The 20,612-nt window shown below is 72.4% G+C and carries 16 protein-coding genes; 8 read left to right on the forward strand and 8 right to left on the reverse strand.

Annotation, left to right across the window (positions count from 1 at the left end; translation table 11 throughout):
* The first annotated feature begins 11 nt into the window (after positions 1-11).
* On the forward strand, positions 12-665 hold the full coding sequence (leuE, locus tag CNQ36_RS22045; RefSeq protein ID WP_121547250.1) for a leucine efflux protein LeuE: 654 nt from the start codon (positions 12-14) through the stop codon (positions 663-665).
* Positions 666-684: 19 nt separating this feature from the next.
* On the opposite strand, the gene CNQ36_RS22050 is transcribed toward leuE, so the two are convergent.
* The 8 genes from CNQ36_RS22050 to CNQ36_RS22085 all read right to left on the reverse strand — a co-directional run bounded on the left by CNQ36_RS22050 (position 685) and on the right by CNQ36_RS22085 (position 11,442).
* On the reverse strand, positions 685-1,611 hold the full coding sequence (locus tag CNQ36_RS22050) for a class I SAM-dependent methyltransferase (protein ID WP_121547251.1): 927 nt from the start codon (positions 1,609-1,611) through the stop codon (positions 685-687).
* 165 nt (positions 1,612-1,776) lie between these two features.
* Positions 1,777-2,862, reverse strand: a complete 1,086-nt coding sequence (locus tag CNQ36_RS22055; protein ID WP_121547252.1) for an acyltransferase — start codon at positions 2,860-2,862, stop codon at positions 1,777-1,779.
* A 225-nt stretch (positions 2,863-3,087) separates the two neighbouring features.
* Complete coding sequence (locus CNQ36_RS22060) at positions 3,088-4,443, reverse strand: polysialyltransferase family glycosyltransferase (RefSeq protein ID WP_121547253.1); 1,356 nt, start codon at positions 4,441-4,443, stop codon at positions 3,088-3,090.
* 3 nt (positions 4,444-4,446) lie between these two features.
* A complete protein-coding gene (locus tag CNQ36_RS22065) occupies positions 4,447-5,412 on the reverse strand; it encodes a glycosyltransferase family 2 protein (RefSeq protein WP_121547254.1) in 966 nt (321 codons plus the stop codon).
* Between the two features lie 63 nt (positions 5,413-5,475).
* Entirely contained in the window at positions 5,476-7,680 is a 2,205-nt protein-coding gene (locus tag CNQ36_RS22070) for a polysaccharide pyruvyl transferase family protein (RefSeq protein WP_121547255.1), read from the reverse strand.
* Complete coding sequence (locus CNQ36_RS22075; protein WP_163013327.1) at positions 7,677-8,924, reverse strand: hypothetical protein; 1,248 nt, start codon at positions 8,922-8,924, stop codon at positions 7,677-7,679. Before CNQ36_RS22075 ends, CNQ36_RS22070 begins: the two co-directional genes overlap by 4 nt.
* A 203-nt stretch (positions 8,925-9,127) precedes the next feature.
* Entirely contained in the window at positions 9,128-10,456 is a 1,329-nt protein-coding gene (locus CNQ36_RS22080) for a polysialyltransferase family glycosyltransferase (RefSeq protein WP_121547256.1), read from the reverse strand.
* The gene (locus tag CNQ36_RS22085; RefSeq protein WP_121547257.1) at positions 10,456-11,442 is read right to left on the reverse strand and encodes a glycosyltransferase family 2 protein; all 987 of its coding nucleotides are present in this window, start codon (positions 11,440-11,442) and stop codon (positions 10,456-10,458) included. The genes CNQ36_RS22080 and CNQ36_RS22085 overlap by 1 nt, the downstream gene beginning before the upstream one ends.
* 198 nt (positions 11,443-11,640) lie before the next feature.
* Between CNQ36_RS22085 and CNQ36_RS22090 the strand changes: the two genes are divergently transcribed.
* The 7 genes from CNQ36_RS22090 (at position 11,641) to CNQ36_RS22120 (ending at position 20,494) form a co-directional block, all read left to right on the forward strand.
* Positions 11,641-12,948: a DUF6716 putative glycosyltransferase gene (locus tag CNQ36_RS22090; protein WP_121547258.1), complete on the forward strand. Its 1,308-nt coding sequence runs from the start codon at positions 11,641-11,643 to the stop codon at positions 12,946-12,948.
* A gap of 32 nt (positions 12,949-12,980) precedes the next feature.
* Complete coding sequence (locus CNQ36_RS22095; protein ID WP_121547259.1) at positions 12,981-14,216, forward strand: N-acylneuraminate cytidylyltransferase; 1,236 nt, start codon at positions 12,981-12,983, stop codon at positions 14,214-14,216.
* A gap of 13 nt (positions 14,217-14,229) precedes the next feature.
* Positions 14,230-15,168, forward strand: a complete 939-nt coding sequence (locus tag CNQ36_RS22100) for an N-acetylneuraminate synthase family protein (RefSeq protein ID WP_121547260.1) — start codon at positions 14,230-14,232, stop codon at positions 15,166-15,168.
* A gap of 50 nt (positions 15,169-15,218) precedes the next feature.
* Positions 15,219-16,283 (forward strand): hypothetical protein, encoded by a 1,065-nt coding sequence (locus tag CNQ36_RS22105; RefSeq protein WP_004926671.1) that lies wholly within the window; start codon positions 15,219-15,221, stop codon positions 16,281-16,283.
* A gap of 326 nt (positions 16,284-16,609) precedes the next feature.
* Complete coding sequence (locus CNQ36_RS22110) at positions 16,610-17,839, forward strand: M20 family metallopeptidase (RefSeq protein WP_121547261.1); 1,230 nt, start codon at positions 16,610-16,612, stop codon at positions 17,837-17,839.
* Positions 17,840-18,121: 282 nt separating this feature from the next.
* Positions 18,122-19,171, forward strand: a complete 1,050-nt coding sequence (locus tag CNQ36_RS22115; protein WP_004926668.1) for a BMP family lipoprotein — start codon at positions 18,122-18,124, stop codon at positions 19,169-19,171.
* A gap of 273 nt (positions 19,172-19,444) precedes the next feature.
* Positions 19,445-20,494, forward strand: coding sequence for a BMP family lipoprotein (locus tag CNQ36_RS22120; protein WP_004926665.1), 1,050 nt, complete (start codon positions 19,445-19,447; stop codon positions 20,492-20,494).
* Positions 20,495-20,612 lie beyond the last annotated feature (118 nt).

Genomic DNA, 20,612 nt, shown 5'->3' on the forward strand with positions numbered 1-20,612 from the left:
ACACTCCCCTCATGTTCGGCGTCATCGATCTGCCCACCTATCTGGCGGGCCTCGTGCTCATCGTGTTGCTCCCCGGCCCCAACTCCCTTTACGTGCTCTCCGTCGCCGCCCGCAAGGGTGTCCGCACCGGCTACGCGGCGGCGGCCGGCGTGTGGACGGGGGACGCCGTCCTGATGACGCTGGCGGCGCTCGGGGCGGCCTCGGTGCTCAGCACGACGCCGGTGCTGTTCCTGGTGGTGAAGTACGCCGGCGCCGGATACCTGGCCTGGATGGCGTACGGGATGCTGCGCTCGGCGTGGAGCATGTGGAGGACGCGGGGCGAGCAGACGCCGACCGAGGCGCCCGAAGCCGTCGCCTCCGCCGAGGAGCACCCCTACCGCCGCGCGCTGGTGGTGTCGCTGCTCAACCCGAAGGCGATCCTGTTCCTGATCTCCTTCTTCGTGCAGTTCGTCGACCCCGGCTACGCCTATCCCGCGCTGTCCTTCGTCGTCCTGGGCACCCTGCTCCAGACGGCCAGCTTCCTGTACCTTTCGCTGCTGATATTCGGCGGCACCCGCCTGGCCGACGCGTTCCGCCGCAGGCGGCGGCTGGCGGCCGGGGCGACCTCGGCTGCCGGCGCCCTGTTCCTCGGCTTCGCGGCGAAGCTGTCGGTGGCGAGCGCCTAGACCCCGGGCGCGGAGCGCCTCAGGACGCGCGCAGGAAGGCCGACAGGGACGCCTTGCCGAGGTAGGTGAAGCGGGTGTCGCCCGTGAGGTGCTTGTCCAGCGCCTCCTCGATGCCGGGCCACTTGGGGTCGCCGAAGTCGTCCAGGACGACGATCCCGCCCGGCGCGGCGATCTCCTCCGCCCACTCCAGGTCCTTGGCGACGCCCTCGGCCGAGTGGTCGCCGTCGACGACGATCACGCCGTAGCGGCGGTCCGAGACGGCGGCGCGGGTGGCGGGGTCCTCGGAGAAGCCCCGCTGGACGCGGGCGGCGACGCCCGCCGGACCGGCCAGCGCCAGATTGGTGCGGACGGCGTCCTCGTCGACCGGGGTGCCGGAGGGGTCGGAGCGCCGCGGGGTGCCGGGTTGGAGCTGCACCCCGGCGAACGGGTCGACGATCGTCACGCTCGGGCTCCGGCCGTCGCGCTCCATCATCCGGATCAGCCCGGCGGAGAACATGCCGTAGAGCGTGCCGATCTCCAGGATCTCGTCGTTCGGCGGGTCGAGCAGCGGAATCGTGCCGAGCTTGCCGCAGATGTTCATGGTGCCGCCCGCGACCCGGCCGGCCCCGAGCGACTCCAGGGCGACCAGCAGCCGGTACGCGGCGGCGACGTTGCGGACGGCTGCGTCCCGGTCCCCGGCCAGCTCGCCGACCTCGGCGTGCAGGCGGTTCAGCGGGCCCGGGCTCACGATCCTGGACAGTCCGCGTCCGGCAGGACCGAGCAGCAGGTTCAGGGTGAGCTGCTGGCGCTTCACCGCCTCGGCCGTCTCCCGGAGCTCCTCTCTGCCCGCCGCGTCCGCCGAGGCCGCCGCGCGCAGGCGCCGGTCGATGCGCTGGTCGATGAGGTCGGCGACCGGGCGCAGCAGACGCCGGGACACGGAACTGGTCAGCAGGGCGCGGCTGTTCATGAACCGGAGGCCTCAATCCGTCGGGTGCAGGGTGAGAGTGGTGCGGTTCGCGGTGGAGAACAGGCTAGGTGCGCCCCGGCGGTGCGGGAGGGGTGCGGAGTTGAGCGGCGCGCGAACAAGTGGCGAACTCCGTATGGAGCCCACCGGGCGCGTGCGCCGCCCGGATCAGCCGAGCAGCCGCCGCAGGTTCAGCTTCCCCCACAGCAGACTGGTCGCGAACGACAGGGCCATGACCACGACCACCAGACCGGCCAGCAGCAGCCCCGCCACCGGTCCGCTCAGGTCCGGCGACACCAGCGGCGTGACGATCTCCTCGACGAACAGCACATGCACCATGTACGCGCCGAGCGCCGCGCCGGCCAGCTTCTGCAGCAGCGGACGCCACTTCTCCGGGACCCGGACCCTGCTGATCAGGAGCAGCACGCAGACGCTCATCGCGGCGACGAACAGATGCGCGTTGGGCAGCACGTAGTGGATCTGCGTGTTGTACCAGAGGGCCCCGGCCATGGTGAGCGGGAGCAGCAGGTACAGCGGCCACCGCTTGCGCAGCACCCCGGCCGGCAGGGCGAACAGCAGCGCGCCGCCGACCGCGTACACCAGCGAGTAGGTGCCGACTCCCCAGGCGACCGGCGGCATCTCGCGGCCCGTGACCTCGGCGACCGTGGTCAGCGCGCTGGGCAGGACGGCGATGCCGAGCAGTGCCGCTCCCAGGCCCCAGGGGCGCTTCCCCGCCTTGATCAGCATCGCGAAGGCGAGCAGCATGATGATCGGGATGTAGTTGTACATGAACCACAGGTGGTAGGCGGGCTGCACCGAGCCGAAGAGGGAGTTCTCCGCCAGCTCGGCCATCGGCCGGTCGTTGCGGTCCCGCAGCCAGGCCCAGGTCAGGTAGACCGCCGTCCAGGCGAAGAGCGGCACGGTGTTGCGCACGACCCGCTGCCACATGCGGGCGCCGTCGCGCGGGGGCGCGCCGACGAGCACGGCCCAGCCGGCTATGGCGAAGTACATGGGGACGGCGAAGGGGTTGATGGCCTCGGCGACATGGCCGGCCCAGTACGAACCCCCGCCGTTCGACGGGTTGTTGCCGGTGGAGCGGATGAACTGGGCGCCCACGTGGCCCAGCATGATGATGGCGGAGCAGAGCAGCCGCATCAGGTCGATGTCGAAGCGGTGCTCTCGCGCGGGGGTGTTCTTGTCGGGGGTGGCACTGCCCTGTTGCTGCGGCAGGCGTACGGCGATGTCGTTCGGCACCGCGCAACTGTCGGTTGGTGTGGTGTACGGGAGTTGACGGACAGGTGGCACTGTCGTGGCCGGTGCGTCTCGGTTGCCGGTGGGGCGGCTGGGCGGGGGGTGTCGCGCAGCCCGGCGTTCACGGGGTGCCGCTGCGCCCACCCGTGCCGCCCCTGGGGGTACCTCCCAGGCCCTTCGGGCACTGGGGGAGGCACGACTGCCCGCAGCTGCGCGGGTGTTGGGTGGTTACTTCTTTCGGTTGGTGCGGCGGACTGCTCGGCCCACTACTCGTTTGGCCCGGGCCGCCTGGATGCGGGCGCGGGTGCGGGGGGTGCTGCCGGGGAGGCCCAGTTCGGCCAGGCGGAGTTCCGGGAAGTAGTAGGCGGGCGTGTCGGGGAGGTGGGCGCGCAGCCAGGTCTCCGCGGGCTCGCGCAGGGCCGGGTAGGTCTTGGGCTGCATGCAGAAGCCGATCGTGCGGACCAGCGGTGACAGGGACTCGGGAGCCGGCCCGACCACCGCCGGCGTCTCCTCGCGTTCCAGGTCGGGGACCAGATGGTCGACCACCGCCAGCGGCACGCGGTTGCTGTTCGGATAGGGCCTGAGCCGGCCCGTCACCAGCCCCGTACCGACCCGGGCGACAGGCACGTCGTAGTAGGCGGAGGCGGTCACCATCGCCGTGGAGAAGCAGCCGACGACCAGCTCGGGACGGCAGTGCTCGTACACCGTCTCCGCCAGCAGCGGGGCGTCCAGCACCGTGAGCCGCACCCCCGCGTCCGCCGCCGCCTTGCTCAGCGCCGCCGAGTAGCCGGCGGGGGCCGTCGGATGCGGCTTGAACACGAGGGAGCGGTGCCCGGCCCGCACCGCCCCGGTGAGCATGCGGACGTGCAGGTCCTCCTCCTCGCGGTCGCTCAGGATGTTGATCGCCGCCAGGTACTGGCCGAGGAGCACGGCCGTCGGCGCCTCCTCGATCACGGGCGCCAGCCGCGGATCGTCCGCCGCCTCCCGGGAGATCTCGTCGAGCACGCCGCGGAACGCCCCGTCCGGGACGATCTCGGGCCGCACGCCGTACTCGGACAGCAGCAGCGGCCGCAGACCGGGGATCAGGTCCAGGTGGAGCAGCCGGCGGATGCGGCGCGCGATCGTCAGCGGCAGCTTCTCCCGTGTCGGGCCGTAGCTCATCAGACCGTCGGCGTACACGTCCACGACGGCCTCGGAGAAGATCGCCGCCAGCGCGCGGGCCGGGTTGGCCTGGATCGACTCGACGGCGAGCTCGATCAGGTCGTCCTCGTCGATGTCCCACCGCAGCCGGAACGCCCGCTGCCACAGTGCCGTGTCGTTTCCGCGCGGGCCCCAGCTGCTCGGATGGTAGGGGCTGATCGCCTCGTTCCAGCTGACCACCGAGTCGAACCGCCCGGCTATCGGCTCGTAGCCGTGCATCTCGTCCAGCCGCAGCGCCGTCTCCGGCACGCCGGCGTTGTTGGAGACCAGCAGGACGCGCCGGGCCCCGCCGCGCGGTCCGTAGCGGCCCGCGTCCAGCGCCGCCGCGAGGGTGGCCGCTCCGTAGAGGGTCGAGACCTGGAAGATCTGGGTCGTGTGGGGCATGGATCAGGCAGCCTTCCGCCCGTCGCGCAGGCGGCTGAGCAACCTGCTCCGTGTGCTGTCGATGGTCTTGAGGGTCTCCTCCAGCGCCTCCTCGGGCATCCGCTGGAGCGCGGCCCGCGTCTCGCGCCGCAGCCGCTGCGCCGCCGCGGGCTCGTACTCGTTCACCTTGCCGATGTGGAAGGCGATCATGGCGCAGTAGGTGCGTACCGCCTTGAGGAGGAACCGGTCGGCCTCCCGGTCCTGCCGCACGTCCTCCAGCAGCGCGTCGTACGCCGGGATGAAGTCCAGCTGGCGGTCGTCCTTGATCTGGGTGAGCGAGGTCGCCACCCCCCGCCGGTAGAACACCCCGTGCAGCCCCAGGGAGGCGTACGTGCGCGCCTTCAGGTGCAGCCGCCAGATCCACAGCCGGTCCTCGGCCGTGCGCAGTTCGGTGGCGAAGCGCATCCCGCCGTCGGCGAAGAGGTGCCGGCGGTAGATCCCCGCCCAGACGAACGGGTAGTCGACCATCGTCTCGGTGTCGGCGGGCGCGATGCCGTCGCGCGGGTCCATCACGGCGTTGCGCACCTGGGCCGGGGGCCGCTTGATCACCCGCTCGGTGCCGGTGGCCTGGACGTGGTCGGTGCGCGCGAAGTCGCAGCCCAGGTCCTCCATGGCCCGCACCATTCCGGCGAGGTGCCGCGGCCCGTACCAGTCGTCGCCGTCGAGGAATGTGACGAACTCGCCGTCGGCCGCGTCGATGCCGCTGTTGCGGGCCTGCGCGATGCCCTGGTTCGTCTCGTGCCGGATCACCCGCGCGCCCGGGAGCTTCTCCGCCCAGCGGTCGATCACCCAGGGCGTGGCGTCCGTGGAGCAGTCGTCGACGAGCAGGAACTCGAAGTCGGGGTGGGCGTTGGCGGCGAGACTGCGCAGCGTGCTCTCGGCGAACGCCTCAACGTTGTGCATCGGGACGACGACGGACAGTTTGGGCACGTCATTCTCTCTTTCGGACTTTCGGAGCGCGAAGCGGCGGTGGTGCGACGACTCATCCCCGGCTCATCCCCGGCCGAAGGTCTTCTCCAGCTCGTCGAGGTTCGCCCGGGTGGTCTCCCAGAGGGCCTTCTGCGCGTCGTGCACGTCCGCCACCGCTGCCGCGTGGTCGTCGAGCAGGGCCGTCGCCCGCTCCCTCAGCCGGGGGCCGAGCTCCCGGTCGTGCACGGACAGCCCCCACTCCTCGCGGCCGATGTCGGAGAGGAAGTAGGCGAGCTTCGGGTGGGAGACGAGGCTGAGGATCGGCGTGCCGCAGCCGAACGGGATCATCCCCGCGTGCCCGCGCATCCCGATCACCAGCCGCGAGCGGCGGTACAGCCCGCGGATGCCGTCGTTCGTCATGTCGTACAGCTGTTCCACGGGCAGCGCGATGCCGTGCTCCCGGCGCAGGTCGTGCACGAACTTCTCGTCGGCGGGCATATGGGCCGCGTACCGTACGTCGGCCCGCTCCCGCAGGCCGCCGAGCGCGGTGGCCATCTGGGCGAGGAAGTGGCCGTAGTCGTGGCCGAAGCGCAGGCCCGCGCGGTCGTAGGCGCAGTTGACCAGGACGGTGTCGTCCCGCTCCACCGGGCCGGACAGGGCGGGGTCGAGGTGGCGGGCGACCGTGGTGGGGCAGGGCTGGTAGCGCACCCGGTCGCGCAGCGGCCCGGGGAGCAGTTCGCGGACCCGCTCGATCGAGCCGTGGTTGCGCAGCCCGAAGAACGCCGACCGTTCGACGAGCACCCGCAGGCTCTCGGCGAACCGGCCGCGGCGGTACTGCTGCCCGTCGAACACGTTGTAGCCGACGGCGAACACCGCCAGCGGCGCGGTGAGCCGGGCCAGCAGGTCGTCCGGGACGTTCCACTGCCAGTGGCTGTTGCCGTTCGGGGAGGTGTCCGGCAGGAACAGCCCGCCGCCGCCCACGACCACCCCGCGCCGGGCGTTGAGCTCCTCCAGCGTCGCCTCGTCGACCAGCCGGTGCACCGGCTGCTGGTACCAGTGGCGCGGGCCGGTGTCGGTGCCGAAGCACCTCCGCACGGCCTCGGGCAGCACCTTGTCGCCCGCGTTCTCCTGCCCCTCGGCGAACAGCGCCACGTGCGCCAGCTGCTCCCCGGCGGGGAGCGGCTCCGGCTGCTCGCCGGGGTCCTGCGCGCGAGTACGGACGTACCAGCCGTGGCAGCCGGAGTCGGTGGGGTCGGCCTCCAGACCCGCGCGGGCGTAGGCGTGCGCCTGCGCCTCCCGCCCGCACAGCCACGCCAGCCGCGCGAGCTGGGCGAAGGCGCGCGGGGCGACGTCGGGGGACGCCGCCGCCAGCAGCAGCCGGGCCTCGGCCTCGTCGTAGCGCGACAGCGCCATCAGGCAGACGCCCAGCGTCTCCTGGCAGCGCGGCGCGTCCAGCCGGTCGCCGACGACCGGGGCGAGGACGTCGACGGCCTCGTCGTAACGGCCCTGCCTGCGGTAGACGTCGGCGACCGTACGGGCCAGGTCGAGCGAGGGACGCGCCCGCAGCAGGGGCGGCGCGAGGTGCGCCAGGAGGTCGGGGTGCTTCTCGCCGGGGAGGGCGCAGTAGGCGGCCCGGAACTCCTCGTCGCCCATCTCGAAGCGGCGCCGCGCCTCGGCGGCCGGACCGTACCCGGGCTCGTCGGGCGGGCCGGTGAAGTGCAGGACGGCGACGTGCGGGGGCACCGGCGTGTCGTCGTACAGCCGGCGAGTGAGGAAGTCGTACCGCGCGTCGACCGGCGTCAGGACCCCCTCGGGCACCCCCGCGTCCGGGCCGGCGCCGTCCGTGTCGGCGCGCTGGATCACCCGCAGCCCGTCCGGCAGGACCTCACGCCGCTCGCGCCCCTCCCCGTCGCAGCGCGACTGCGGTACGGCGCCCACCCCGTGCCGCATCCGCAGCAGCTCGCCGAGGTCCCCCAGCACCACCATGCCGGGCGCGAACGCCACGACGGTGTCGTAGCCCTCCAGCCGGTGGACGTCGCGGCGGTCGTCCGCGCGGCGCGCGACCACCCGCGGGTGCAGCCGGCGCAGCGGTTCGAAGGCGGAGTCCGGCAGCCCCGGGTGCAGCACCACGAAGTCCTCGCACACGCCCGGGTTGGTGAGCGCCAGGCTGCGCAGCAGCACGGGCAGGGCGGGCAGGCCGTCGGCGCCGGTGTGGACGGCGAAGGCGATCCGGCGTCTGCCGGTGACGGTGCTCCGGTCGTCCGCGGAGGATGCGGAGGTCTGGGTCATCGCAGGGCGATCCTCATCTTGCTGTCGTCGACGTGCGTCGCGCGTTCCATGACCCACTCGGCCTCCTCCGGCCGCAGCCGGCCGGGCTTGTCGAAGCCGATGAGGTCCAGGCGGGGGCTGACGTCCAGGAAGTCCAGCAGCCGCAGGACGGTGAAGGCGGTGCTCGTTCCCGGGTCCCGGCGGTCCTCGCCCAGCAGCGCCGGGTCGCTCAGCGGCCGGCGCAGGGAGGCGTCACCGATGTGCTCCTGCGCCCCGGGCGCGAGCCGCTGCCGGGTGGCGCGCCGCCAGGCGGCGGCCGGGTCGCCGAACACCAGCCGGATGCCGGCGGGCTGCGTCCAGGCGGGGCCGTCCCACGGGGCGGCGCCCCGCAGCGAGACCGCGTGCAGCCCGGTGCGCTCGCCGGTGCCGTCCGCCCTGAGACGGAAGGAGTCGCAGCGGACCACCAGGTCGTAGCCGTCGATCTCGGCGCCCAGCCCGCTCCCGGCGACCTCCGAGGCGTTCGACACCAGACACACCGTGCGCCCCGCGACCAGACCGCGCAGCCCGCCGACCCCGACGGGCGTGCTCCCGCCGAGCAGGGGGTCGGGCATCCCGGACCGCTCGACGAGCCGCCGGTAGGCGCCGTACAGGTCCAGCAGGCGCCGTACGGCCGGGTCGGACGGGCCGGGGTCGGCCATCCGCGCCTGCACGAAGGCGGTGAACTCCGGCACCGCGACCGAGGTGGGCCGTGCGGTGAGATCGCGCAGCGGGCCGCCGGACTCCGGGAACAGCGCGGCCGCCTCCTCCAGGCACTCCCGCCGGCGCCGCAGCGTGTCGATCCTGCGGGCGACCTCCACGGCCGTCTCGCTGTCCCGCAGCAGCGTGAGATGACGCTCGTAGCACTCCAGCGCCTCGTCCCCGCGGCCGAGCCCGTCCAGCGCGCGTCCGCGCAGCCGCCAGGCGCCCTTGGACCGCTGCCGGAGTTCCGTGGACGTCTCGGCGACGCCCAGGGCCAGATCCAGTCCGCCGGCCTCCAGCGCGCGCTCGCCGACCTGGAGCAGGGCGTCGAAGGGATCGGCCCCCGGGGCGTCGAAGGAGCTGGTGAGGACGCCGATCGCCTGGGTGAGGCGGGTGTCCCGGGCGGTGGGCCGGCCGTCCCGTGCCGCGAGGTACTCACCGCACAGCCGCACGCCCCGGGCGTAGAGGTCCCGCCTGGCGGCCTCCTTCTGCCGGGCCGTGAACAATCCCGCCAGGGGGTTCGTCATGGTTCCACCGTCCTCCGATCGGAGGCCGAGCGTGCCCGAGCGCGGCGGGCCGGCGGTGGCGTCCGTATGGACAAGGGGTGAACAGTCGGCCTCCAACATCCCGACTCGAGCCCCGGAGGGGCTGCTCTCAGCCCCTCCGGCGTTTGAGCAGCGGGGGTCCGGGGGCAGCGCCCCCGGGAAGGCGGCGGGCGGCGGGGGCGCGCTCAGCGCCCGATCGCCTTCCTCAGCGCCCGCGCCCGCCGCACCACCCGCCGGGCGGTGGTGCTGCGGGGCAGGAACGCCAGCCGCCTCGGAATACCACCGGGAAGCCCCAGCGAGGTCAGCCGCTTCCGGCGGAACCAGTGACGGGTGCCCGGCCCGAAGCGCCGGGCGAGATACCGCTCGGCGGCCGGCCGCAGCCCCGGATGGATCTGCGGCTGCATGGTGAACCCGAGCGCGGTCACCAGTTCGTCCACGTCCTCCGGCGGAACGGCGCTCTCCGTGCCGTCGCCCTCCAGGTCCGGCAGCAGCGCGTCCGCCAGCACCGCCGGGACACGGTCCCCGTGCTGATAGGGCGTCAGCCGTTCGAGCAGCCGCCCGGTGCCGACGCGGGCGACCGGCAGCCCGTAGAGCGCGGACGCCGTGAACAGCGCGGTCGAGAAGCAGCCGACAACCAGCGCCGGCCGGGACCGCGCGAACAGCACCTCCGCGGGGACGGGGACGTCGACGACGGTGAGGTCCGCCCCGAGCCGCTCCGCCTCGGCCCGCAGCGCGCCGCTGTGCCGGACCGGCGCGGCCGGATGCGGCTGGAAGACCACGGCCCGGTGGCCGCGCGCGACCGCCCCCCGCAGCATCCGCGCGTGCAGGTCCTCCTCCTCGAAGGAGAGGACGCCGAGCGCGGACAGGCGCTGGCCGAGCAGCAGCGCCGAGTCCTCCGGCAGCACGGGCAACTCGTCGACGGCCTCCGCCATTTCACCGACCGCCTTCAGCAGGGCCTCGGCCGGCACCACACGGGCCGGCACCCCGAACTCGGTCAGCAGCAGCGGCGTCAGGCCCGGCACCAGGTCCGGGTGCAGCAACTGCCGCACCCGCGTGCCGATCAGCGGGTCGAGCTTCTTGCGCGTGGGGCCGTAGCTCATCAGCCCGTCGGCGTAGACGTGGACCGGGGCGCCGGTGAACACCTGGGCCACCGTGACGGCCGGGGGGACCGCCAGGGACTCCAGGACCAGCTCCACCCGGTCGTCGCCGAGCCGCCACAGCCGCCGCAGATGACGCTCGAGCAGCGGGACGTCCTCGGCGCGCGGGATCCAGGCGGCCGGGTGGAAGGGGCTGACGGCCTCGTTCCAGGACAGCACGTCGTCGAAGTGGTCGCGCAGCGGCGCGAAGCCCGGTGTCCCGTCCACCGCCGGGGTGCTCTCCGGGACGGCGGAGGTGTTGGCGACCAGCAGGACCCGCCGCTCCGCCTCCGCGAAGCAGTCGGACTCGATCGCGGCCGCCAGCGTCGCCAGGCCGTACGACGACGAGACGCAGAAGATCTGGGTGGTGCGGGACATCACGCGGTCCCCTTCCCGGCGCCCGTGCGGCGCCGCAGCCGCCGCAGCCGGGCGGAACGTTCCATGTCCATGGTCGCCAGCACCTCGCCGAGCACGTCCTGCGGCAGCCGGCCCAGCGCCGCCGCGCTCATCTCCCGCAGCCGCCCGGCCACGGCAGGTTCGAACTTGTCCTCCTCGGCCAGATGGTGGGCCATGATCGCGCAGTACTGCCGCACCGCCTTGGGCAGCAGCCGGCCGGCGTCCCGGTCCGCCGCCGTCTCCTCGACGATCTGGTCGAAGGCCCGGATGAAGTCGAGCTGGCGCACGTCACCGATCCGGGTGAGGGAGGAGGCGACGTCGCGCCGGTAGAACACGCCGAGCAGGCCGACCACGGCGAACGACTCCGCCTCCCGGTGCAGCTTCCACGTCCACGGCCGGTCCTCGGCCGTGTGCAGCCCCTCGGTGAAGTGCAGCAGCCCCCGCTCCAGCAGCCGCCGGTGGTAGACGCCGGCCCAGACGGTGACGTAGTCCACCGAAGTGGTCCGGTCGGCCGGCAGGATCGCGTCCCGCGGGTCCAGCACCTCGTCGCGCAGGCCCACCGGCACCCGGTGCACGGTCCGCGCGCGGCCGGTGACCCGCACATGGTCGGTGCGGACGAAGTCGCAGCCCAACCGCTCGATGGACGCGACCAGTTCGGGAAGATGGCCGGGGGCGAGCCAGTCGTCGCCGTCCAGGAACGCCAGGTACTCGCCGCGCGCCGCGTCCAGCCCGGTGTTGCGCGCGGTGGCGATGCCCTCATTCTTGGCATGACGGATGTGGCGCACCTGCGCGACACCCGACAGCTCCTCGGCCGCACGCTCGAGAATCGCCGGGGTCTCGTCCTCGGAATGGTCGTCGACCAGAACGAACTCGAAATCCGGCCGGGCGTTCGCGCGAAGACTTCTGAGGGTGTCCGGGGCGTATTGCCGAACGTTGCAGAACGGGACGATCACGGAAAGCTTTGGCACTCGCAGAACACTAGGAGACCCGCCGTCAGGGCAACTTTCCGGTGACCGTACAGGGGGTGAACTCCGTGTGTCGGTACGGTGTATCGCGCCTACGCGGCCCGCTTCCACGGGCCGGTTCGGCTCTCGGTGGGGTGTTGTTAACTTTTCGTTGATTCACGGTTGGGCCATACCTAGATTTCGCTTCCTAGCGTCTTCGGCGTGCCAGCAAGTGCAACGAAGCCCCTCAGGGTGGCGGTCCTCGCGGATTCCGACACCCGGTGGAAATGGGGCGCCCTCACCGCCGACCGCGTCGCGCCGCGCGAAATCCGTCTTGACGGATTCCTGCTGCGGGGCCGCGCCACGCCCACCGCCCGCCAGCTCGGCGAGGTCGGAGTCCGCGCGGACTCGCTCCGCGAGGTCACCGCCGTCGAGTTCCTGCGCGCGATGCGCGAGGAGTCGTACGACGTCCTCGTGCTCGCCCTGGTCGGCGGCGGCGTGCAGGCGATGCTGCACGGCCTCAAGCGCGTCTGGGAGGACCGGCCCGACCGGCCCGTCGTCGTCACCGGCTACGTCGGCGTCGTCTACGAGAAGCTCGCCGACGGCCTGCTGCTGCGCCACGGCGCCGACCTGGTGCTCGCCAACTCCCGCCAGGACGCGGAGCGTTTCCGCGCCGTGTACGAGGGAGTGGGCGCCGACGCCGGCTCGGTGACCGAGGTCGCGCTGCCGTTCCTCGGCGGGGACGCCTACACCGGCGAACACGACCCCTACACCGTGGTGTTCGCGGCCCAGCCCTCCGTGCCGGCCAGCCGCAGGGACCGTACGTACCTGCTGAACCGGCTGCTGGAGCACGCCCGCCGGCACCCGGAGCGCGAGGTGCTGCTGAAGCTGCGCTCCAGGCCCGGCGAGCACACCACGCACATCGAGGAACTGCCCTACCAGAAGCTCGCCCAGCGGCAGGACCTGCCGGCCAACTTCAGCCTCGTGTACGGGCACATGGGCGAGGTCCTGGACCGCACCGACCTCCTCGTCACGGTCAGCTCCACGGCCGCCCTGGAGTCCCTGCACCGCCGGATCCCCACGGTGATCCTCACCGACCTGGGCATCCGGGAGGCGCTCGGCAACCACCACTTCGTCGGCTCCGGCTGCCTCGCCTCCTGGGACCAGCTCGACGCGGGACACCGCCCCGGGCCCGACCCGGAGTGGGTCGCCCGGCAGGGCGTCGCGGCGGAGGGCTCCTACGCCACCGCCTTCGACAGCGCCCGCGAGCGCATCGCCGCGCTGCTCGGCCGCCCCGGCGGACTCCCGCCGCTCACCCCGTACTACACGCCCGTCACCGCGCCCGGCTACCTGCCCGGCATCCTCGCCCGCCACCACCTCGGCCCGGACGGCTCCCCGCTGCCCGGCGCGCCCGCCGCCGACCGGGAGCCCGGACCGGTCCGGCAGATCGTGCGCCGGGCGGCGCGCGGCGCCTACCGGCACGGCGTGCAGCGCGTGGCCCCGGTGATCCGCCGGATGGGCGAGCTGTGACCGGCCCGACCCCCGCTCAAGGAGCTGATCCCATGACCCACCCGCCGACGGTGCGCCGCGTGCTCGCCGTGATTCCCGCGCGCGGCGGCTCCAAGGGCGTCCCCGCGAAGAACCTCGCCCCCGTCGGCGGCGTCCCCCTGGTGGCCCGCGCGGTGCGCGAGTGCCGTGCCGCCCGGTACGTCACGGACGTCGTCGTCTCCACCGACGACCAGGCCATCGCGGCCGCCGCCCGGCAGGCAGGCGCCGAGGTCGTGCTGCGGCCCGCCGCCATCGCCGGCGACACCGCCACCTCCGAGGCCGCCGTGCTGCACGCCATGGACACCCACGAGGCCCTGCACGGCGCCCCCGTGGACGTCGTCCTGCTCGTGCAGTGCACCAGCCCCTTCCTGGTCCGCGAGGACGTCGACGGAGTGGCCGGCGCGGTGGCCGACCAGGGCGCCGACACCGCGGTGACCGTCGCCCCGTTCCACGGCTTCCTCTGGCGCGACGCCGCGGACGGGGCCGGCGCCCCGGCGGAGCGGGCTTCCGGAGGCCACGGCGTCAACCACGACAAGGCCTTCCGCCCCCGCCGCCAGGACCGCCCCCAGGACCTCCTGGAGACCGGCGCCGCCTACGCCATGGACGCGGCCGGCTTCCGTGAGCACCAGCACCGCTTCTTCGGCCGCACCGAACTCGTGCGCACCGACCCGGCCCGCGTGCTGGAGATCGACGACCCGCACGACCTGGCGCGCTCCCGGGCCCTCGCCCCGCTCTTCGACGGCGAACGGCCCGGCGCCCTCCCGACCGCGCAGGACATCGACGCGGTCGTCCTCGACTTCGACGGCACCCAGACCGACGACAGGGTGCTGATCGACTCCGACGGACGGGAGTTCGTCTCCGTGCACCGCGGCGACGGACTCGGCATCGCGGCCCTGCGCCGCAGCGGCCTCAGGCTGCTCATCCTGTCCACGGAACAGAACCCGGTCGTCGCCGCCCGCGCGCGCAAGCTCAAGCTCCCCGTGCTGCACGGCATCGACCGCAAGGACCTCGCACTCAAGCAGTGGTGCGAGGAACAGGGCATCGCGCCCGAGCGCGTGCTCTACGTCGGCAACGACGTCAATGACCTCCCGTGCTTCGCCCTCGTCGGCTGGCCCGTGGCGGTCGCGAGCGCCCACGACGTCGTGCGCGGCGCCGCACGCGCGGTCACCACCGTCCCCGGTGGCGACGGCGCGATCCGGGAGATCGCCAGCTGGATCCTCGGCCCCTCTCTCGATTCCCTCCCCAAGTAAGGAAGCACCGCTCATGAGCACCGACTCCCGCATCCGCACCTTCGGCACCCGCGAGGCCGGCCCCGGCCGCCCGGTGTACGTCACCGGCGAGATCGGCATCAACCACAACGGCGACATCGAGAACGCGTTCAAGCTGATCGACGCCGCCGCCGAGGCCGGCTGCGACGCCGTCAAGTTCCAGAAGCGCACCCCCGAGATCTGCACCCCGCGCGACCAGTGGGACATCGAGCGCGACACCCCCTGGGGCCGCATGACCTACATCGACTACCGCCACCGCGTGGAGTTCGGCGAGGACGAGTACCGCCGGATCGACGAGTACTGCAAGTCCAGGAACATCGCCTGGTTCGCCTCCCCGTGGGACACCGAGGCCGTCGCCTTCCTGGAGAAGTTCGACGTCCCCGCCCACAAGGTCGCCTCCGCCTCGCTCACGGACGACGAGCTGCTGCGCGCCCTGCGCTCCACCGGCCGCACGATCATCCTCTCCACCGGCATGTCCACCCCGAAGCAGATCCGCCACGCGGTGGAGGTGCTCGGCAGCGACAACATCCTGCTCTGCCACGCGACGTCCACCTACCCGGCCAAGGCCGAGGAGCTGAACCTCCGCGTGATCAACACCCTGCAGCAGGAGTACCCGAACGTCCCGATCGGCTACTCCGGCCACGAGACCGGCCTGCAGACCACCCTGGCCGCCGTCGCCCTCGGCGCCACCTTCGTCGAGCGCCACATCACCCTGGACCGCGCCATGTGGGGCTCCGACCAGGCCGCGTCCGTCGAGCCGCAGGGCCTGACCCGCCTGGTCCGCGACATCCGCACCATCGAGGAGTCCCTCGGCGACGGCGTCAAGAAGGTCTACGACTCCGAGCTGGGCCCGATGAAGAAGCTGCGCCGCGTCGCCGGTGTGGTCGCCGAGGCCGAGATCGCCACGGCCGCGGGCGAACCGCTCGCCGTCTGACCGCACCCCACCCATCCCACCCTTACGACGACGGGAACGGTCGTACGTCGATGAGCCCCCGCGCCGGCCGGCCCGGCCCCCACACTCTCGCCTTCGTCGAGAGCCCGGTACAACTGCTGAACGTGCTGGAGTGGGCGCACGCGCATGCGCCCGGCGTGGGGCTCACCCTCGTGGTGCTGTCCCCGGTCGACCCCATGACCCGCGGCCAGCTGCGCCGCATGGCCGAACTGGCCCGCGAGGAGGGCCACGAGGTCCGCTGGGAGGAGGCCCGCGGGGGAGCGGGCGCCCCGCTGCAGACGGTCGGGGGCCTGGCCGGGCCGCTGCGCCGGGCCGGCCGGGTCGTCCTCGGGGACCCGTTCTCCCGGTACGTCCAGCTGCTGCTGACGATCACCCGTGCCCGTGAGGTCGTCGTCGTCGACGACGGCACCGCGACCATGGAGTTCGTCGGGCAGCTGGCCCGGGGCGAACGCCTGGTGCGCTGGCACCGCAAGGGCGGCCGCCCCGGCCCCCGGGAGCTCGTCCTCGCCCCCGTGTCCGCCGTCGCCCGGCGCCGGCTCACCCCCGGCGAGAAGCGCACGGTGGAGATCTTCACCTCCATGCCCATGGAGGACGCCCCGCCCGGGGTCACCGTCAGCGCCCACACCTTCGCCTGGACCCGGGACCGCTTCGGCCCGCCCAGCGTCACCCGGGGCGCGGACATGGTGGGCACCTCCCTGGTGGAGACCGGGGTGGTGGACGCCGACGCCTATCTGGAGGCCGTACGCGCCCTGGTGGCCACGCACGGCGCCAAGCGCTACTTCGCGCACCGCCGCGAGAGCACCGAGAAGCTCCACCGGCTCGCGGTCGAGACGGGCCTGGAGATCGTCCGCCCGGAACTCCCCCTGGAACTCATCGCCCGCCGGGGCCCCATCGGCCGCACCGTCCTCAGCTTCCCCTCCACGGTCGTCCACACCCTGCCGCTGGCCCTCGCGGGCACGGGCGTCCGCGTGGCGGTGTGCGACATAGACCCGGCCTGGCTGACCAAGAACGCCTCCCCCCGGGCCCAGGGCTTCCTGTCCAACGTCACGGACACCGCGAAGGCCGTCCACCACCTGCGTACCGCGCCGGCGGTCTGAGCCGGAACGCCCTGCCCGGTCGCGACGGGGGCCGTGGCGCGGACGCCGTCCGCCTTCGGCCGAATGAACCCGTCCGCGTGGCTTCGGCCGATCGTGGTAACCGTGAGGAGTGGAAGGTGCCGGGAGTGGGGCCGCGGAATGTGATCGCCATCATGGCCCGGCAGGCCATCGGCCTATACCCTCACAAAGAGGCGGTGAGTGTACCCACCTCCACAGACAGCTATGCGTAGGGCAGCCGGTTTTTCTCCCCCCAACGGGCTGATTTTTCTTGATCAGGGGTCAGTGGACGGCTCCGGCACCCTACTCTTCAAAGGGTGAAGCCACTGATGTCACTGGAGTCCGAGATCGATCTCCCCGGGGGAGCGGTGCTTCCCGGCGCGCTGCCCGAGGCACTGCGTGTCGAACTCGTGGCGTTCCGACGCGACCTGCACATGCATCCGGAGCTCGGTCACCAGGAGTTCCGCACCACGGCCGCGATCAAGGAACGTCTCGAGCGAGCCGGCCTGCGGCCCCGCGTACTCTCCGGCGGCACCGGCCTGGTCTGTGACATCGGAACCGACGGCGAGGCCGGCGCGGAACCGGCGATGCTCGCCCTGCGCGCCGACATCGACGGCCTGCCCATCCCCGACATGAAGGCCGACTGCCCGTACCGCTCCACCGTGCCCGACCGCGCCCACGCCTGCGGCCACGACGTGCACACCACCGTGGTCCTCGGCGCCGGTCTGGTCCTCGCCGAGCTGCACCGCCAGGGCCTGCTGCCCCGCCCCGTGCGGCTGATCTTCCAGCCCGCCGAGGAAGTGCTGCCCGGCGGAGCGGCCGAGGTCATCGAGGACAGCGGACTCGACGGCGTCGGGCGGATCCTCGCCGTGCACTGCGATCCCCGGGTCGACGCCGGGAAGATCGGGCTGCGCCAGGGCGCCATCACCTCCGCCTGCGACCGGCTGGAGATCGCCCTCGACGGCCCCGGCGGTCACACCGCACGGCCGCACCTGACCACCGACCTGGTCACCGCCGCCGCCCGCGTCGTCACCGACGTCCCCGCCCTGGTCGGCCGGCGCGTCGACAGCCGCAGCGGACTCGCCGTGACCTGGGGCCGCGTCGAGTCGGGCCACGCGCCCAACGTCATCCCGCAGCACGCGGAGCTGTCCGGCACCGTGCGCTGCCTGGACCTGGAGACCTGGCGGCAGGCCCCCGACGTCGTGGTGGCGGCCATCGACGAGATCGCCAACCTGCACCGCGCCAAGTCGGAGATCACCTACGTGCGGGGCGTTCCGCCGGTCGTCAACGAGGCCGGCGCCACCGAACTGCTGCGTGACGCCATGACCGCCCGGCGCGGAGTGGAGTCCGTCGAGGGCACCGAACAGAGCCTCGGCGGCGAGGACTTCTCCTGGTACCTGGAGCGGGTCCCCGGCGCCATGGCCCGCCTCGGCGTCCGCCCCCCGGGCGAGCGCACCGTGCGCGATCTGCACCAGGGCGACTTCGACGTGGACGAGCACGCCATCACCGTCGGCGTGGAACTCTTCACCGCCGCGGCCCTCCTGGACGCCCTCCGGTAGCAGCGCCGGCCCGCCCCTCTCCGCCCCTACCTCCTTACCGCCCGCTCCGCTTGCGGACCGGGCGGGGGAGGGGCAGCGTGAGTCCTCGCCGCCCCGGCGGACGCGCAGGACCGATTGCCCCCTTTCGGTCCCGTACGGCCCTCTGCTTCACAAGGGCGTAACCGGCCATCGGCACGAATGGATAACGGCCCCGCTCGATCCCGTTCCCAGGAGTGTCTACGCGCGTTAATGTGCGCCGAACCGAGCACCCGTTGCGGGGCTTTGGAGAATGGGGAACTTCAGATGCGTCGGATATCCAGACTGACCCGCGCCGCGGTGGGCGTCGCCTCGCTCGCACTCGCCGCCACCGCCTGCGGTGGCACCAGCAGTGACAGCGGCGACAGCGACGGCTCCAAGGAGGACCTCGGTCTCGCCATCGCCTACGACATCGGCGGCAAGGGCGACCAGTCCTTCAACGACGCCGCCTTCGCCGGCCTGACCAAGGCCAAGGACGAGTTCGGCTACAAGACCGCCGACGTCGAGCCCACCGAGGGCGAGACCGACGCGGACAAGGAGCAGCGCCTGTCCTCGCTGGCGAAGCAGGGGTACAACCCGGTCATCGGCGTCGGCTTCGCCTACGGCCCCGCCATGGAGGCCGTCGCCGCCAAGTACCCGGACACCACCTTCGGCATCGTCGACTCCGTCGTCGAGGGCGACAACGTCGCCTCCCTGGTCTTCGCCGAGGAGCAGGCCTCCTACCTCGCCGGTGTCGCCGCCGCCAAGGCCACCAAGACGAAGACGGTCGGCTTCGTGGGCGGTGTGGACATCCCGCTGATCCACAAGTTCGAGGCCGGCTACAAGCAGGGCGTGAAGGACACCGACCCCAAGGTCAAGGTGATCCCGCAGTACCTGACGCAGACCGCGGAGGAGGGCGGCTTCTCCAGCCCCGACAAGGGCAAGGCCGCCGCCGAGGGCCAGATCGAGAAGAAGGCCGACGTCGTCTACCAGGCGGCCGGTCTCTCCGGCCAGGGCGTCATCGAGGCCGCCGCGAAGGCGAAGGTCTGGGCGATCGGCGTCGACTCCGACCAGTACCAGCAGGAAGCCCTCGCCCAGTACAAGGACTACATCCTCACCTCCGCCCTCAAGGACGTCGGCGGCGCGGTGTACACCCTCGCCAAGTCGGTCAAGGACGACAAGCCGCTGACCGGCACCCAGGTCTTCGACCTGAAGGTGAACGGCGTGGGCCTGTCCGACAGCAACCCGAAGATGGCCGAGGTCGCCGGTCTGACGGACGCCGTGGCGAAGGCCAAGGAAGGCATCACCAGCGGTTCCATCAAGGTCGCGACCGAGTAGCCGGAACCCGGCGGATCCGGGCGGAGCGGGCGGGCGCCGACGGTGCCCGCCCGCTCGCCGTTCACGCCCCGTGCCCCCGCCTCCGCTCACCCACAGCCACCCGCCGTTCGCGCCCGGCAACGCCCTGACCACTGCTCGACGCCGTATGGCCACGGGCGCATAACAAGGTGGACAGAAGGGGTTTTCAGGCAGGTCTACGCGCGTTAATCTGCGGCAAAGCCAGCGCCGCAGCTGAACACGTCCCCGGCGCTTGTACGACTAGGAGCACCACACATGCGCCGGATTTCCCGGATCACGGTCGCAGGCGCAGCGACCGCCTCCCTGGCCCTCGCCCTCTCCGCCTGCGGCGGCACCTCCACCTCCTCCGGCTCCTCGGAGTCGAAGGGTGACAAGGGCCTCGCCATCGCCTACGACGTCGGCGGCAAGGGCGACCAGTCCTTCAACGACGCCGCGTACGCGGGTCTGGAGCAGGCGAAGAAGCAGTTCGGCTACGAGACCGCCGACGTCGAGCCCACCGACGGCGAGACGGACGCCGACAAGGAGCAGCGCCTGGTCTCGCTGGCGAAGCAGGGCTACAACCCGGTCGTCGGTGTCGGCTACGCGTACGCCGCCGCCCTGAAGGGCGCCGCGGAGAAGTACCCCGACACCACCTTCGGCATCGTCGACGACGCCACGATCGAGGCGGACAACGTCGCGGACCTGGTGTTCTCCGAGGAGGAGGCCTCCTACCTCGCCGGTGTCGCCGCCGCCAAGGCCACCAAGACGAAGACGGTCGGCTTCGTGGGCGGTGTGGACATCCCGCTGATCCACAAGTTCGAGGCCGGCTACAAGCAGGGCGTGAAGGACACCGACCCCAAGGTCAAGGTGATCCCGCAGTACCTGACGCAGACCGCCGAGGAGGGCGGCTTCTCCAGCCCCGACAAGGGCAAGAGCGCCGCCGAGGGCCAGATCGAGAAGAAGGCCGACGTCGTGTACGCGGCCGCCGGTCTGTCCGGTCAGGGTGTCATCGAGGCCGCCGCCGCCAACAAGGTGTGGGCGATCGGTGTCGACTCCGACCAGTACAAGCAGGAAGCCCTCGCCAAGTACAAGGACTCGATCCTCACCTCGGCGATGAAGGACGTCGCCAAGGCGGTGTTCAACCTTGCGAAGTCGGTCGAGGACGGCAAGCCCGCGACCGGTATCGTCAAGGGCGATCTGAAGACGGGTGAGGTGAGCCTGTCGAACTCCAACCCGAAGTTCGCGGACGACGCCGAACTCCAGGAAGCCATCGAGACGGCCAAGGAGAAGATCATCAGCGGCGAGATCAAGGTCAAGTCGAGCTGACACCTCTGAACCATCGCGGGGTCGCGTCCGCTCGACGGGGTGCGAGGAGCCAGGCTTCTCGTACCCCGTCGGTTCGGTGCGCCACCCCTTTGTATGCCGTAGGGGCACTACGCGCGTA

The organism is Streptomyces fungicidicus, assembly GCF_003665435.1.
Lineage (GTDB): Bacteria > Actinomycetota > Actinomycetes > Streptomycetales > Streptomycetaceae > Streptomyces > Streptomyces fungicidicus.